The sequence below is a fragment of the Rhizobium sp. A37_96 genome (assembly GCF_053521765.1).
The window spans coordinates 1-13,391 of sequence record NZ_JBNWDS010000016.1; the positions used below are offsets into that span (position 1 = coordinate 1).

16 protein-coding genes and 1 pseudogene are annotated in these 13,391 nt (G+C 57.3%); 4 read left to right on the forward strand and 13 right to left on the reverse strand.

Annotation, left to right across the window (positions count from 1 at the left end; all coding sequences use genetic code 11):
- Positions 1-120: 120 nt before the first annotated feature.
- Positions 121-546 (forward strand): annotated as a pseudogene (locus tag ACQZ6J_RS28055) (IS3 family transposase); the annotation flags it as partial.
- A gap of 112 nt (positions 547-658) precedes the next feature.
- Here ACQZ6J_RS28055 and ACQZ6J_RS28060 read toward each other — a convergent pair.
- The 8 genes from ACQZ6J_RS28060 to ACQZ6J_RS28095 form a co-directional block, all read right to left on the reverse strand.
- Positions 659-1,726: a sensor histidine kinase gene (locus tag ACQZ6J_RS28060; RefSeq protein WP_449086494.1), complete on the reverse strand. Its 1,068-nt coding sequence runs from the start codon at positions 1,724-1,726 to the stop codon at positions 659-661.
- Positions 1,727-1,789: 63 nt separating this feature from the next.
- Positions 1,790-2,065 carry a hypothetical protein gene (locus ACQZ6J_RS28065; RefSeq protein WP_068391535.1) on the reverse strand — a complete coding sequence of 92 codons (276 nt, stop codon included), beginning with the start codon at positions 2,063-2,065 and terminating at the stop codon, positions 1,790-1,792.
- Positions 2,066-2,162: 97 nt separating this feature from the next.
- Positions 2,163-2,543 (reverse strand): DUF6481 family protein, encoded by a 381-nt coding sequence (locus ACQZ6J_RS28070; RefSeq protein ID WP_077472900.1) that lies wholly within the window; start codon positions 2,541-2,543, stop codon positions 2,163-2,165.
- A gap of 31 nt (positions 2,544-2,574) precedes the next feature.
- Positions 2,575-2,799, reverse strand: coding sequence for a hypothetical protein (locus ACQZ6J_RS28075; protein WP_068391540.1), 225 nt, complete (start codon positions 2,797-2,799; stop codon positions 2,575-2,577).
- Positions 2,800-2,921: 122 nt separating this feature from the next.
- The gene (locus ACQZ6J_RS28080; protein ID WP_068391543.1) at positions 2,922-3,131 is read right to left on the reverse strand and encodes a cold-shock protein; all 210 of its coding nucleotides are present in this window, start codon (positions 3,129-3,131) and stop codon (positions 2,922-2,924) included.
- A gap of 356 nt (positions 3,132-3,487) precedes the next feature.
- Complete coding sequence (locus ACQZ6J_RS28085; protein WP_449086495.1) at positions 3,488-3,949, reverse strand: hypothetical protein; 462 nt, start codon at positions 3,947-3,949, stop codon at positions 3,488-3,490.
- Between the two features lie 93 nt (positions 3,950-4,042).
- On the reverse strand, positions 4,043-4,168 hold the full coding sequence (locus tag ACQZ6J_RS28090; RefSeq protein ID WP_275507236.1) for a hypothetical protein: 126 nt from the start codon (positions 4,166-4,168) through the stop codon (positions 4,043-4,045).
- Positions 4,169-4,300: 132 nt separating this feature from the next.
- Complete coding sequence (locus ACQZ6J_RS28095; RefSeq protein WP_068391546.1) at positions 4,301-7,468, reverse strand: type II toxin-antitoxin system ParD family antitoxin; 3,168 nt, start codon at positions 7,466-7,468, stop codon at positions 4,301-4,303.
- Positions 7,469-7,760: 292 nt separating this feature from the next.
- On the opposite strand from ACQZ6J_RS28095, the gene ACQZ6J_RS28100 reads away from it, so the two are divergent.
- Complete coding sequence (locus ACQZ6J_RS28100; protein WP_449086496.1) at positions 7,761-8,108, forward strand: response regulator; 348 nt, start codon at positions 7,761-7,763, stop codon at positions 8,106-8,108.
- A gap of 321 nt (positions 8,109-8,429) precedes the next feature.
- On the opposite strand, the gene ACQZ6J_RS28105 is transcribed toward ACQZ6J_RS28100, so the two are convergent.
- From ACQZ6J_RS28105 to ACQZ6J_RS28125, 5 genes are all read right to left on the reverse strand, one after another.
- A complete protein-coding gene (locus ACQZ6J_RS28105; protein ID WP_068391552.1) occupies positions 8,430-8,705 on the reverse strand; it encodes a hypothetical protein in 276 nt (91 codons plus the stop codon).
- Positions 8,706-8,715: 10 nt separating this feature from the next.
- Positions 8,716-9,015 (reverse strand): DUF982 domain-containing protein, encoded by a 300-nt coding sequence (locus tag ACQZ6J_RS28110; RefSeq protein WP_068391555.1) that lies wholly within the window; start codon positions 9,013-9,015, stop codon positions 8,716-8,718.
- 78 nt (positions 9,016-9,093) lie between these two features.
- Positions 9,094-9,567 carry an Hsp20 family protein gene (locus ACQZ6J_RS28115; protein WP_068391558.1) on the reverse strand — a complete coding sequence of 158 codons (474 nt, stop codon included), beginning with the start codon at positions 9,565-9,567 and terminating at the stop codon, positions 9,094-9,096.
- 247 nt (positions 9,568-9,814) lie between these two features.
- Complete coding sequence (locus tag ACQZ6J_RS28120) at positions 9,815-10,105, reverse strand: hypothetical protein (RefSeq protein WP_068391561.1); 291 nt, start codon at positions 10,103-10,105, stop codon at positions 9,815-9,817.
- A 92-nt stretch (positions 10,106-10,197) separates the two neighbouring features.
- Entirely contained in the window at positions 10,198-10,470 is a 273-nt protein-coding gene (locus ACQZ6J_RS28125) for an usg protein (protein WP_068391563.1), read from the reverse strand.
- Positions 10,471-10,745: 275 nt separating this feature from the next.
- On the opposite strand from ACQZ6J_RS28125, the gene groES reads away from it, so the two are divergent.
- Both groES and groL read left to right on the forward strand, forming a co-directional pair.
- Complete coding sequence (groES, locus tag ACQZ6J_RS28130; RefSeq protein WP_068391602.1) at positions 10,746-11,060, forward strand: co-chaperone GroES; 315 nt, start codon at positions 10,746-10,748, stop codon at positions 11,058-11,060.
- Between the two features lie 52 nt (positions 11,061-11,112).
- A complete protein-coding gene (gene groL, locus ACQZ6J_RS28135; protein ID WP_068391566.1) occupies positions 11,113-12,741 on the forward strand; it encodes a chaperonin GroEL in 1,629 nt (542 codons plus the stop codon).
- Positions 12,742-13,391: the final 650 nt, after the last annotated feature.

Here is a 13,391-nt window from a genome sequence, read left to right on the forward strand (position 1 = left end):
TAAGCGCCAGATGTACGGAAGAGCAAAACTCGATCTCCTGCAGGCGCGGTTGATCGGTGCGTCGTAGACCTGCACAGCAGCAAATGTGCGTCAGAGCCAATATTCCACGCCGAAACACAGGCTGTCGTCATCGACCTGTTCTCGCGCCGTGTCGTTGGCTGGTCAATGAGCGCCAACATGACGGCCCAGCTCGTCACAGATGCGCTGATCATGGCCATCTGGCGCAGAGGCAAGCCAGATGCGCTTCTCCACCATTCGGACCAGGGTAGCCAGTACACCAGCGAGCAGTTCCAGCGTCTCATGGCCGATCACGGCATCACATGCTCGATGAGCCGATCCGGCAACGTTTGGGACAATGCCGCGATGGAAAGCTGCTTCTCATCACTCAAAACGGAAAGGACAGCTCGCAAGGTCTATAGGACCAGGGATGATGCTAAGGCAGACGTGTTCGACTACGTTGAACGCTTCTACAATCCGAAGCGACGGCATTCGATACTGGGCTATCTCAGCCCGATGGAATTTGAAATCAAGGTAGGATTAGCCTAACTCGGTGTCCGAAAAACCGGCAGCAGGCCAATGAGACGCGCGGATCTCTCCGATGCTCTTGGTCAACGAACCAACGCACAATCTTGCGAAGAAGGCCCTTGGTCCGATTTCGTCATAACGAAACGGCAGAGCCAAGCCCGATCTGGATGCGTGCAAGTGGTGCCGTCAGCTTCCAGACGATGCGCCCCTCCGTGAAAGTCCATTTCGCTTGACCGGACAGAGCGGACGGCACCAGCCGCGATAGAACGAGAGCGCCAAAGCCTTCCTCCTGTGCGAGTATATCAGCATAAGCAACCGCGGGCTCGGACCAGAGGAGTTCGAAAGTGTCCCCGTTGTCGCCGTGCGTCAGGCCCCACGTCACGGAAATGCCGCCGTTATCGGTCACGCCGAAGCGCATCGCATTCATGATCAGTTCGTGGAAGGCCATACCGAGATTGAGGACGGCATTGGCGTCGAGTATCAACTTCGGGCCGAGGGCCTGGACTGGTTGGAAAACTTCAAATGGCTGGAGTTGATGCGAGACGAGATCAGCAAGGCTGACGCCGGCCCATTCGACCTGCGACAGAAGATCGTGAGAATGAGAGAGCGCCATGACCCGTTCGCGAACCCGCTTCTCGAATTCCTCGATTGAGCGGGAGCGTGTCGCCGTTTGCCTGATAACGGCAAGCACGACAGCATACTGATTTTTGACGCGATGATTGATTTCCCGCATCAAAAGGCGAAGCCGGCGATCGCTTTCGCGTGTCTCCGAGATATCCCGGGCGATGCTCGATGCACCAATGAGTCTACCGGCCCCGCTTTTGATTGGAGAAATAGTGATCGAAATCGGGACAATCTGCCCGTCTCGATGGCGTCGGGTCGTCTGGAACGGCTCGATCCGCTCCCCCAGCTTCAGCCGGCGCAGGATATCCGCCTCCTCATCCCGTTTGTCGTCGGGGATGATAAGATAGATCGGCTGTCCGACCACCTCAGTCTCCGGATAGCCGAACATGCGTTCGGCCGCCTTGTTCCAGCTGACGATCGTGCCTGAAAGATCTTTACTGATGATCGCGTCGAAAGAAGACTCGACGATGGCTGCGAGGCGTTCTGCGCTGTGTTCATCCATGCCCGACTGCTCGGCTTTCACTGTGACGTTGGAGTGATTTAGGCAGGTGCCTGACAGATCAACCTCCCAAACCATCAAAAAGTTTGAGCGAGGCGCGCCTGAGATGCAGACGAGCGCTTCGATCAGCGTCTACTGCTGTCAGGCACCGTCGTAGGTAAAAGACGTCAACAGTGTCGTCACGAAAATGCTGGCCCGTTCCTTGACCAGCATTTCCGTCCATTCGCTGGTGCCGCGAAGCCTCAAGTCGGTCTGGATGCTGTCGACAGCCGCTTCTTCGATCCGCTTGATATGGGCGCTGAAGGCCTCTTCGCCAGCGCCATGGTACATGTCACGAATGACCATGCGCAGGATTTCCTGGATCGCTATCTGCCAGGCGGTATTGATTGCCTGCAGCTCGTTCGTGTCCGGTGCCATCAAAGGCTCCCAAGGAATGAGTAAGTTCGAGCGCGACTTTATATCACGCCCTAATCTGTTCCACGGCCGCATCTCCGAGAAGATGGGCACTTGGATTTTAAGCCTGCCGGGCTTTGCGGGCAGCGTAGCGCCTGTCGCGTTCAGCCTTGCGGGCGGCCTCGTCTTCGATGACGCGCGATATCCGGGCATTTTCCGCCGACCGTCGCGCCTCGATCTCGGCTGTCGCTGCTGCCGCGATGGCTGCCTGCTCTTGGGCAGCAAGAGTGTCAAGGCGGGTACGCTCCTCGACTTTCAGTCGTTCCCGTTCCGCACGGCGCGCTTCTCGGGCTTCAACAAGTGAGATGCGTTCCGCCTGTCTTGCGGCTTGGGATGGCTCTGCCGCGGTCTTTGCTGCGCGGTAGGCTGTGAGAAGAGCTGCCTTTGCGTCCGCAGCAGCGGAGCGTCGGTCGGTGAGTTCGTTGTCTCTGGCGTGTTTCAAATTTTTATCCTGATGTGGGTATTCGGGATGATCAGCTGGCCTTGGATCGTTTGGCGAGCAGCGCCGATGTTGCGGAGATCCGGTCGGCTTGCTCCTTGGCCAGCCGCGCTTCGCGCAGCCTGACAGTTTTGGCATCACGTGCCTGGGCCACGGATTGGAGCTCTTCCGCCGCATTGTTCTTGGCAAAGAACTCAGTCTGGAGATTGCCGAAAGCCGCCTCGGCCTGCCGGCGGGATTTACTGTATGTCTCTGTCATGAATTTCCTCGATGTTGGCCATGAGGCCAAAACGAAAAAGGCCAGGCGTAATGCCTGGCCCCACACTGATAATCGCTCCCGGCAGTGCCAGTACATCCGTGGTCAAAGGGAAGCGGATATCCTTAGGCAGCCTGAAGATTGGTGGCCGACATCTTGCCCGACTTCATGTCGCGCTCGAGTTCAAAGCCGATTTTCTGGCCTTCGATGAGTTCGCGCATTCCGGCGCGCTCAACGGCAGAAATGTGAACGAAGGCGTCAGCGCCGCCGTTGTCAGGCTGGATAAAACCGAAGCCCTTGGTGGAATTGAACCATTTTACTGTGCCAGTGGTCATGATGAACCCTTTCAAAGCATAGAGTGAGGAATTGCGGAGCGGATGCCACGCAGGTAAAAACCGACTATTTTTGAAAGAGAAGTTCGCTTAGAGCACGGTGCCAATCGCGCGGTGAACAAAGCTCGGCAAGCAAAAGATCGATGTCGTATCAATAGGGGAACAAACGCGCCGCGTCAACGATTAGTTTTGAAATACTTTTACTTACATTCTTTAGTTGCATTCATTCTGGCACAACCAAGCATGCTGACAACGGACGAGCTTGTCGGATTGCATGCCGACAAGCGCTGAGACCCGTTCCGAGGCTGCACCACAATACCCGCATTCATCTTTCCTGCACGTTTGGCAAGTCCGACAAATCAAATTGCCCCGGGAACAAAACTTTGCGCATCGAGATTGATCATCACGGCAACCGACAGCGCGGCGACCGTAGCGATCATGAACGCCCCGATGAAGGTAATCGTCGCTTTGATTGCGCTGATCTCCAGATCTCGCGTGAACCAGCGGATCTGCGCCTGTGCGTACCACACCAAGGCGACTGCGACAGCGATAACGCCGGGCAGAATTCCCATTTCCAGTGGCATGCTGAAGAAATCAATGCCGAGCAGAAAGGGGAACGCGAAGGGTGCTGCCACATAGCACTGGCTGAAGAACGGCGGTCGAAGCGTGTCTCGGGTAATTCCGACCTGCTTCCATCGAAGCAACGTGACCGACATCGAAAGCGGGTAGACGCCAAAGATCACCCCTCTTGCGATGAGAAGGTTTGATCCGGACCCGAGCTGCCTGGCAGCCTCGGCGGGATCAAAGACTGATGGAAGCAATCCGGACAGGCCCTGGGAAAGCAGAAGCGTGATCAGCAGGAACAGTGGCGGGCTCAGAGTATCTTCGTACTTGTCTTCCGGCCTGTCGGCGAGTTAGGTATCGGCGTAGCGCATCATGTTGAGTGGCCTTGAGACCGAGCGCCACATGGTTATCGGATAAAACAGCAGCCAGGACACCAGCTCGTTGAGCAGTTCTTCGAGCGACTTCGGCATTTTCATGAAGTCCAATTCATCGCCCCGTGGTTTTCATCCGCGCATTACTTTTACTACCAGTATGGGCGGCCAACGTCACGGCGCCGCAAGCAAGTCCCACCACAAGGTCGTTTTCAGGCTCGGGAGCGCTCGCTGCACCTATACTTCTTCCGCTTCGCCGGCGCCGCTGCGTGCCGGGTTTCCTTCTGCAAACCGATATGCCCCGGTACTGGCTAGGGCATCAGCGAGTTTCGCGGCGTTGTAGGGTTTCGCCAACACGATTGCACCTGCCTCACGACGGACCGCAGACGGGTCCCCGGTGGCGAATATGATCGTCGTTGACGGGTTAAGAGCCCTGGCCTCAGCCGCCAGCTCTAATCCTGATGCGCCCGGGAGATTGAGGTCGGTCATGAGGATATCGACTGGCATCGTCTGCAGCGCCGCCTTGGCTTCCTCCGCGCTTCCCGCTTCCACGACAATCAGTCCGGCATCCTGCAGCATCTCGGCGGTATTGATGCGGATGAGCACATCGTCCTCGACCAGCAATACCGTCACGCGTCCGACTTTTTCCGCAGTCGCCGCCGCTGCGCTCTCGGCGGACATCACCGGCGTGTTCAGCTTTGGCAGTGCTTCTGGTGGGAGGATCGTTGACTTTGGATTTTCGCGCTGAGCTTGATTGGCCAGAACATGCCGGAATTTTCGAGCCAGCGCCTCACGGGTATAGGGCTTCGACAACAGCTCGACCCCTGCATCCAGCCTGCCTCCGTGAACGATCGAGTTCTCGGTGTAGCCAGACGTAAACAGCACGGCGATGTTCGGCAGCCGTTCTTTCGCCTTGCGGGCAAGTTCGGGGCTCTTCAGCGTACCTGGCATCACGACGTCGGTGAACAGGATATCGATCGGAATGCCGCTGTCGATCACCGTCAGCGCGCTCGATGCATCGACCGCCTTCAGCGTGCGATATCCAAGGTCGCTCAGCATCGCAATGACGGTTTCGCGGACTTGCGCGTCATCCTCTACGACGAGAACAGTTTCCGTGCCCCCGACGATCGGCCCATTGTCGACGGTAACCTCGATATCTTCCGCTTCCATTGCGCGCGGCAGATAGAGCTTGATCGTCGTGCCGTGGCCGACTTCCGAGTAAATTTTCACATGGCCGCCCGACTGTTTGACAAAGCCGTAAACCATTGACAGCCCAAGACCGGAGCCCTTGCCTTCCGCCTTCGTGGAAAAGAATGGCTCAAACACCTTATCGATGATCTCCGGCGTCATGCCGGAACCGGTATCGGTCACCGCCATCATCACGTATTGACCGGAGGTGACCTCGTCATGTGTGCGCGCATAGGTATCGTCGAGATGCGCGTTTGACAGCTCGATGGTGAGCTTGCCTCGCCCTTCCATGGCATCGCGTGCGTTGATCGCGAGGTTAAGGAGAGCATTTTCGATCTGTGTAGGATCGATGAAGGTATTCCAAAGTCCTCCTCCAACAACCGTCTCGACCTCGATGGCTTCACCGATCGCGCGGCGGATCATGTCATCCATGTCACGGACGAAACGGCTGATATTGACAACTTTGGGTTCGAGTGCTTGGCGTCGCCCGAAGGCAAGCAGTTGGCTGGCGAGTTTTGAACCTCGCGAGACGCCGGCCATGGCGTTCGCGATTTTAGCCTCGGCGCGTTGGTTCCCGGCGACCTCCTTCGATAGGAGTTGCAGATTGCCGCTGACCACCTGGAGTAGGTTGTTAAAGTCATGCGCGACGCCGCCGGTCAGTTTCCCGACTGTTTCCATCTTTTGAGCTTGCGCCAGCTTCACTTCCGCCTGGCGGCGCTCGGCGATTTCGGAGATCACCCGCGCCTCAAGATTTTCATTCAGCTGCTTGAGCTGCTCTTCGGCCCGCTCCCGGTGACGAACCTGGCGCGCAAGCGCTTCCGCTTGATCGCGCAACGCCGCCTCGGCTGCACGCTGGTGCGTAATGTCAGTATGCACGCCCACCCATTCGACGATATCGCCCTTGGAACTGATGATCGGCAATGCGCGGATAGCGAACTGGCGCCAGGCGCCATCGTGTCGGCGGACGCGGTGCTCATGCAGATACATGGATTTGGCTTCGACAGCCGCGTTCCAGGTCGCGACTGAGGCATCCATGTCATCCGGATGCACGGCTAGCGCCCAACCGAAACCTTGATATTGATCGAACGTCTGACCGGTGAGTGCTGCCCAGCCCGGCTGCTCGCCGACCATTCTGCCATCCGCGCTGTTCGTCCAGAGAACGCCATGCACCGCGTTCATAGCCGTGCGAAAGCGGCTATTGCTCATTTCGAGCTCGGCTTCGCGCACAGCACGATCTTCGATATCTATGCCAAGGATGTAGACGCCCGGGACTGATCCGTCCGCTTCGACATGCGGTACGTAACGAATTTCGAGACGACGCGGCGCGCCGCCCTTCACCGGCATGTCGGCCTCGCCTGTCACGACTTCACCAGCCAATGCGCGATCAATGTCAGGCCGCCGGTTTTCGTATGGCCCCTGACCAATTACTGCGGCGATGTGTTTACCGATCATGTCATCCGCCTTCATCCCGAACCACGCCTCGTAGGCATGATTTGCGAAGCGATAAACATGCTGACGGTCGACATATGATATCAGCATCGGCACAGCATCGGTCACGCGGCGGAGTTGGCCTTCGCTGTCATTGACCCGCTTTTCCATCGCGACGCGGTCGCTGTTGTCGACGACCGTGCACATCACGCCGCCGATTTTACCGTCGGCCTCATAAACAGGCGTGTAGAAGAGATCGAAGATAAATTCCTCGGACCGCCCATCTCGGATGAGCATCATGCTTTGATCGTGATAGGAACGCAGCTCGCCGCGAAGGCCGGCCTCGATCATTTCGCGGTTCCAGTCCCAGATTTCTGACCAGACTTCCGCGACATTGCTGCCGAGAGCATCAGGATGTTTTTCTCCCGCGATCCTGGCGTAGGTGTCGTTGTACACCATTACATGGCCGGGTCCCCACATCAGCACTTTCGCAACCGGCGAATTGACGATGTTGGCAACCGTGGTGCGGAGCTCGACGGACCAGCCGCTCGTTGGCCCAAGCGCAGTCTTCGACCAGTCCTTTTCGCGGATGATCTTTCCGCATGCCCCGCCTCCGATTGGCCATGCTGCTGTAAGTGGTGCCGCAGGTTTGGCACCGTCGCGAAGCAAGCGCAGCCCTGATCGAACGACCTCACTGGCATTGCCGTAGTCACCTGACGACAGGCATTCGGAAATGAACCCCTCAAGCTCCGGGGTCAGCGAGAAATTGCGTGTGAGACGTTTGGCCATGACTGGCTCGTCTCATGGAACTTTGCGTGTGTCAATGTGTGGCACGCTGCACTATTTCAATAGCGCTTTATCTGTTCAAAAACTGCTCGCTCGACCGGCGCCGGTACATCGTTAAAAAGACGTGAGCCATAGGGCGCTGATGAAAGTGACGCTACCGATCGTAACTGTGATGGTCGCCACTGGATTTTCCAGGATAGAGGCATAGCTATGTCAAATGACATAACAGCTCGCGCTATATCTCGGGAGCATCCTCTAAAGAAGCGAGCAGCAAATGCCCACGGAGCCTGTAGTCGTGCTCGTTGTCGAGGACGAGCCCCTTCTTCGGTTGTCGATCTCCGCAGAGTTGGAGGATGAGGGGTTTGTTGTGTTGGAGGCAGGCTCCGCCGACGATGCGATAAGAATCATTGAACAACATCCTGAAGTTTCGCTCGTATTCACAGACGTGGATATGCCGGGCATGATGGACGGCATTCGGCTCGCCGGCTTCGTTCGAGACCGCTGGCCGCCGATAAAGATCATCGTGACATCCGGTCACCGCTTCCCGGGAGCAGAGACGCTTCCAAAAGGCTCGCCCTTTATGCCCAAGCCCTATATATCCGATGAAGTGGTAACGATGATCCGCACGATGTTGGCAGTCTGAACGCATCTGGGTGCCACTGTTTTCAGCCGGTCGGCGCCGAAGACATTGCCAGAAGTGACATCGCTCGATAAGGCCCAACGGAGCGTCAAAGTTCGGGAGCAAGGTTCCCCGTGGACCCGTAGGCCCAGTGAGGACTACCTGCTCTCGTGGAGCCAGCTTTCGGCACGCCACGGACGAGATAGCCTGTCGACGACAAATCGGCGAAACGTCTCCGGACCAAAGCGGTCATTTGACTCGGATGCACCCTCGATTGCCGGATTTGAGACTGTCTCGGCTTACATCGAGAGCACCCAAACGATGGGTTGCTCCCCAGCATTCCGCTCAATAATGAGATCGGCGATCAAGTTCTTTTAACGCCGCTTGCACCTCGTCGATCGAAACCGGACTGGGCGTTCCCGGCAGCTGCCGCAGGGACGGTTGCGAATCCACCGCGTAAAGGTCGGATGCCCAGGCCGCTAGGATTGCCCGGCGATCATCGATCGAAAGGGATGCCGCGCGCACGACATCGATCGGCCGGCAAAGCTGATGGGTTGGAATCAGAACCGCTGGTCCCATGGCCATTGCGTCGTTGGCAGCCCGTTGAAGTTCGCTGTGCATGGCCACCTCCTCACCTGATATGCGGATCCCGATCCCGCCTCAGGCGCGAAGCGGCAATGGCACTCGTTTCCGGCGCTAGCAAATCGTGTTTCTCGGCAAATGCCGCAAACAGCCCACGGGCCGTCTCGGCCTCGATCTCGCCACGCAGCGCCGCGCCGCAGGCTTTCAAGGCGACGGCGTGGGCATGGTCCCTCAACCTCGCTGGCCATTCGCAAAGATGACGATACGCATCCGTTGCGCTTCGTACCTCGGCCGGAAAGCCCAGACCGACAAGGATGGTGACTGGTTCTCTAAACATATCGGGTTTCATCGCTGTCTCCTTCCCAACCCGGAATGCTGACGGGCGCCACGGGAATGGCGCCCCTGACTCACTGGATGAACTTAACGATCAAGCCGCCTTCTGTGCTTCAATCTGAGCCGGAGCGGCCGACGTTAAGGCAGGCGTGCTCTGGATGGAAATCTTCCGCGGCTTCAGGGCTTCCGGGATTTCACGAACAAGCTCGATGGACAGGAGACCCTTGCTCAAATCCGCGCCGTCCACCCGCACATGGTCGGCAAGCTCGAACCGGTGCTCGAACGGGCGTCCGGCGATGCCGCGATGCAGATAGCCCTCAGTATTGGCCTCCTGCTTTTTGCCGGTGACAGTTAGCAGGTTGGACTGGAAGGTGATATCGAGATCATCCCGTTCAAACCCTGCGACCGCAATCGAGATCCGGTAGCTGTCGTCGCCCGTTTTGATGATGTCATAGGGCGGCCAATCGCTGATCGAGCGGGCGCGCTGGGCGTTTTCGAGAAGATTGAAGACGCGATCGAAGCCAACGCTCGAACGGTATAGCGGTGCATAGTCGTAAGATGTTGCCATAGCCATATCCTCCTTGAAGCAACATGGGTACAGAAGCGCCGAAAGACGGTGCTTCCAGCGAGGCCAGCTCTGTCTTCAGCAGCTGGCGGCAAACGATTTGGTTTTCGAGAATTTCGGTTTCAAGATCCGTGGCGCGAAAAAATTCGTCCCCCGTTAGATCAGATGATTTTCAACTTCATCCGCTCGCATCATTGCCGGCGAAATGCATTTCCTTATCCACGCGCTGACAAGTCCGCCTCATCGCCCCTCAATGGACGGATCGACTTATAACCCGATGGGGATAGGCAGCCTTGAACTGAGCCATCATGGCGCTCGCCTGCTGCAGCACACGTTCGGTCTTTTCGGGATTGTCGCGAGCAAGTTCGTCTGCATTGACCCGCATGGCTTCTGCCATGCTGGCGGACATCATTGCGAACTTGCCTTCTCCGTAAACCAGCGCTTCTTTTGAGGCGGTCTCAAGCCACCTGGCAAAATCGACGATGATCTCTTCGCGTTCATCGATGCCAACATTCTTGATGATGCTGATATTCGCTTCCATGCAGGTGTCACTCCATACACAATCGACGCACACCGAGTTCCACGTCTCGGGCGGTCGATGAGCTGGGAAGCGGAAAAATCAAATTCAAGAGCTTAGTGAAGCTTGAACTCGCCCTCGACCCGGCGCCATTCGTTCGGACCGATCAGCCGCTGGTGGCTGTAGCGGACGGAGTGGAGAGGCCCGTCTAGCTTCGCCTGCCAGAAGTCCAGGAACCTGTGCATCTCCGGAAAATCAGGTGCGAGATCGTAGTCCTGCCAGACGTAGGTCTGCAGGACCGATTCAAAATCGGGAATGCGGTAGAGGATATGCGCCGTGGTCAGTCCATAGCCATTGAGCTGACGCTCGAAATCCGACGAGAATTGCATGCTTCATCTCCGTTTCATGACATTGCGAAGGTGACGTAAAATTTTGCAGTGATCAATGGTTTTCTGAATTCGCAGAGCTGTTTATTGTTCCTTTTCAGCACGTTAGCAGCCATATGGATCGAGTGCTAATTTTTCCTATTCACCCTCTTGAAATCGAAAAATCTCGAAAATAAATTTTGCCTGCGAACGCTCGGATGAGGTTCGCACCCGTCCGGATTGGTCACCCGGTCCGGTAGGGGATTTTGCGTCATCTTTTTTGTCCAATGGAGGAAAACATGTCGTTCCGACCGCTTCATGATCGCATTCTTGTTCGCCGGGTCGAATCCGAAGAAAAGACCAAGGGTGGGATCATTATCCCCGACACTGCCAAGGAAAAGCCGCAGGAAGGCGAAGTTGTCGCCGTCGGGCCTGGTGCGCGCAACGAGGCTGGCCAGACCCAGGCGCTCGACGTCAAGGCTGGCGACCGCATTCTGTTCGGCAAATGGTCCGGCACCGAAATCAAGATCAACGGCGAAGACCTGCTGATCATGAAGGAAAGCGACGTCTTGGGCGTTATCGAAGCTCAGGCCGAGCAGAAGCGGGCAGCGTAATCACGCATTACCGCCCATCAGTCAAAAAGCTGCCTATTGAAGGAGTGAACAAATGGCTGCGAAAGAAGTCAAATTCAACACCGATGCACGCGAACGCATGTTGCGTGGTGTCGATATCCTTGCCAACGCCGTGAAGGTCACGCTTGGCCCAAAAGGCCGCAACGTTGTCATCGACAAGTCCTACGGCGCGCCGCGCATTACCAAGGACGGTGTTTCAGTCGCCAAGGAAATCGAACTGGAAGACAAGTTCGAGAACATGGGCGCCCAGATGCTGCGCGAAGTGGCATCGAAGACCAACGATCTTGCCGGCGACGGTACCACCACCGCAACTGTTCTCGCCCAGGCGATCGTCAAGGAAGGGGCCAAGGCGGTTGCTTCCGGCATGAACCCGATGGACTTGAAGCGCGGTATCGATCTTGCCGTCGACGCGGTCGTGAAGGAACTGAAGACCAACGCTCGCAAGATTACAAGCAATGCCGAAATTGCTCAGGTGGGCACAGTGTCTGCCAATGGCGACGAGGAGATCGGCAAGTATCTCGCCGAAGCAATGGAAAAGGTCGGCAACGAAGGCGTAATCACCGTCGAGGAAGCCAAGACCGCCGACACCGAGCTCGAAGTCGTCGAAGGCATGCAGTTCGACCGCGGCTATCTCAGCCCCTACTTTGTAACCAATCAGGACAAGATGCGCGTCGAGTTCGAGGACCCCTATATCCTCATCCACGAGAAGAAACTGTCGAACCTTCAGGCGATGCTTCCGGTTCTGGAAGCCGTGGTCCAGTCGGGTAAGCCGCTTCTGATCATCGCAGAGGATGTCGAAGGCGAAGCGCTCGCAACGCTCGTCGTCAACAAGCTCCGGGGCGGCCTGAAGATTGCTGCCGTCAAGGCGCCGGGCTTCGGCGACCGCCGCAAGGCAATGCTCGAAGACATCGCCATCCTCACGGGTGGAACGGTCATCTCCGACGACGTCGGCATCAAGCTCGAGAACGTGACCCTCAACATGCTCGGTCGTGCCAAGAAGGTGGCGATCGAGAAGGAAAACACCACCATCATCGATGGCATTGGTTCCAAGGGCGAGATTGACGGACGCGTCGCTCAAATACGGGCGCAGATCGAGGAGACGACGTCCGACTACGATCGCGAGAAGCTGCAGGAGCGCCTTGCGAAGCTCGCTGGCGGCGTTGCCGTCATCCGCGTTGGTGGCTCGACGGAAGTCGAGGTCAAGGAAAAGAAGGATCGCGTGGACGATGCCTTGCATGCAACCCGCGCGGCCGTGGAAGAAGGTATCCTGCCGGGCGGCGGCGTGGCCCTGTTGCGTGCCGTGAAGGCACTCGACAATCTCGCAACCGCCAACCAGGACCAGAAGGTCGGCATCGAGATCGTGCGCCGCGCGATCGAGGCACCGGTGCGCCAGATCGCCGAAAATGCTGGCGCCGAAGGCTCCGTCATCGTCGGCAAGCTCCGCGAGGAGACCGACTTCTCTTTCGGCTGGAACGCCCAGACCGGCGAGTATGGCGATCTCTACGCGCAAGGCGTCATCGATCCGGCCAAGGTTGTGCGTACGGCACTCCAGGATGCGGCATCTGTCGCTGGCCTGCTCGTGACCACTGAAGCAATGATCGCTGAAAAGCCCAAGAAGGATGCCGCTCCGGCGATCCCGGCCGGCGCTGGCATGGACTTCTAAGCTGAGATATGGCCCGCCGCCTCTGCGCGGTGGGCCATCTTGGAACTACGAGAATGGCAGTTCCTATTTCGAGAGAAGATGCGCGCCTATGTGCCGCCGTTGTTAAGGAAGTCGCGTCTGCGAAGGGCATCGACCGTGACCCAGCAGCAATTGGGAAGCTGACGACCACCGTAGCAAGGCTCTTCAACAGAGGATTGCGTGAACGGGATAAACTAGTTTCGGCGGCTATGGACGAAGACAAAGCCCTCTGAATACACTTCCAGGCCGGCAGTTTCCCTGCCGGCCTGGTTTATTGGTTTTGAATGCCATTGGGCAGTCTGGAACTTTCCGTCTTCACGCGATGCTTTTCGTCACTCGCCTTTTAGGCCGCCATGCTCGCCAGAACCGCCGATGTCAGATATCGACCGGAGTTTTTGCTCTTAGCCGCCTACGATTTCGAAGTCTCGGTTGGCAGGAACCTGCTCGGACGCGGTACCATCACCAACTGGACCTTTCCCTTGCCTCCATAACGACCGCCGCGTTGACGCCAAACGAAATTACTAGTCCGAGGTTGTTATCGTAACCCGTTCAGAAGTCAGGATCGGGATTTAACATCGGGTAACGCGCCCCAGCGATCATCGCGACTGCAATCGTAAATATCACGGCTTGCC

Excerpts from the sequence above, each read along its gene's own strand:
- ACQZ6J_RS28105 (WP_068391552.1), bottom strand. The coding sequence starts at position 8,705 with ATGCACAGCGAACTTCAACGGGCTGCCAACGACGCAATGGCCATGGGA.
- ACQZ6J_RS28110 (WP_068391555.1), bottom strand. The coding sequence starts at position 9,015 with ATGAAACCCGATATGTTTAGAGAACCAGTCACCATCCTTGTCGGTCTG.
- ACQZ6J_RS28060 (WP_449086494.1), bottom strand. The coding sequence starts at position 1,726 with ATGGTTTGGGAGGTTGATCTGTCAGGCACCTGCCTAAATCACTCCAAC.
- ACQZ6J_RS28125 (WP_068391563.1), bottom strand. The coding sequence starts at position 10,470 with ATGCAATTCTCGTCGGATTTCGAGCGTCAGCTCAATGGCTATGGACTG.
- ACQZ6J_RS28120 (WP_068391561.1), bottom strand. The coding sequence starts at position 10,105 with ATGGAAGCGAATATCAGCATCATCAAGAATGTTGGCATCGATGAACGC.
- ACQZ6J_RS28065 (WP_068391535.1), bottom strand. The coding sequence starts at position 2,065 with ATGGCACCGGACACGAACGAGCTGCAGGCAATCAATACCGCCTGGCAG.
- ACQZ6J_RS28095 (WP_068391546.1), bottom strand. The coding sequence starts at position 7,468 with ATGGCCAAACGTCTCACACGCAATTTCTCGCTGACCCCGGAGCTTGAG.
- ACQZ6J_RS28115 (WP_068391558.1), bottom strand. The coding sequence starts at position 9,567 with ATGGCAACATCTTACGACTATGCACCGCTATACCGTTCGAGCGTTGGC.
- groES (WP_068391602.1), top strand. The coding sequence starts at position 10,746 with ATGTCGTTCCGACCGCTTCATGATCGCATTCTTGTTCGCCGGGTCGAA.
- ACQZ6J_RS28080 (WP_068391543.1), bottom strand. The coding sequence starts at position 3,131 with ATGACCACTGGCACAGTAAAATGGTTCAATTCCACCAAGGGCTTCGGT.
- ACQZ6J_RS28090 (WP_275507236.1), bottom strand. The coding sequence starts at position 4,168 with ATGAAAATGCCGAAGTCGCTCGAAGAACTGCTCAACGAGCTGGTGTCC.
- groL (WP_068391566.1), top strand. The coding sequence starts at position 11,113 with ATGGCTGCGAAAGAAGTCAAATTCAACACCGATGCACGCGAACGCATG.
- ACQZ6J_RS28075 (WP_068391540.1), bottom strand. The coding sequence starts at position 2,799 with ATGACAGAGACATACAGTAAATCCCGCCGGCAGGCCGAGGCGGCTTTC.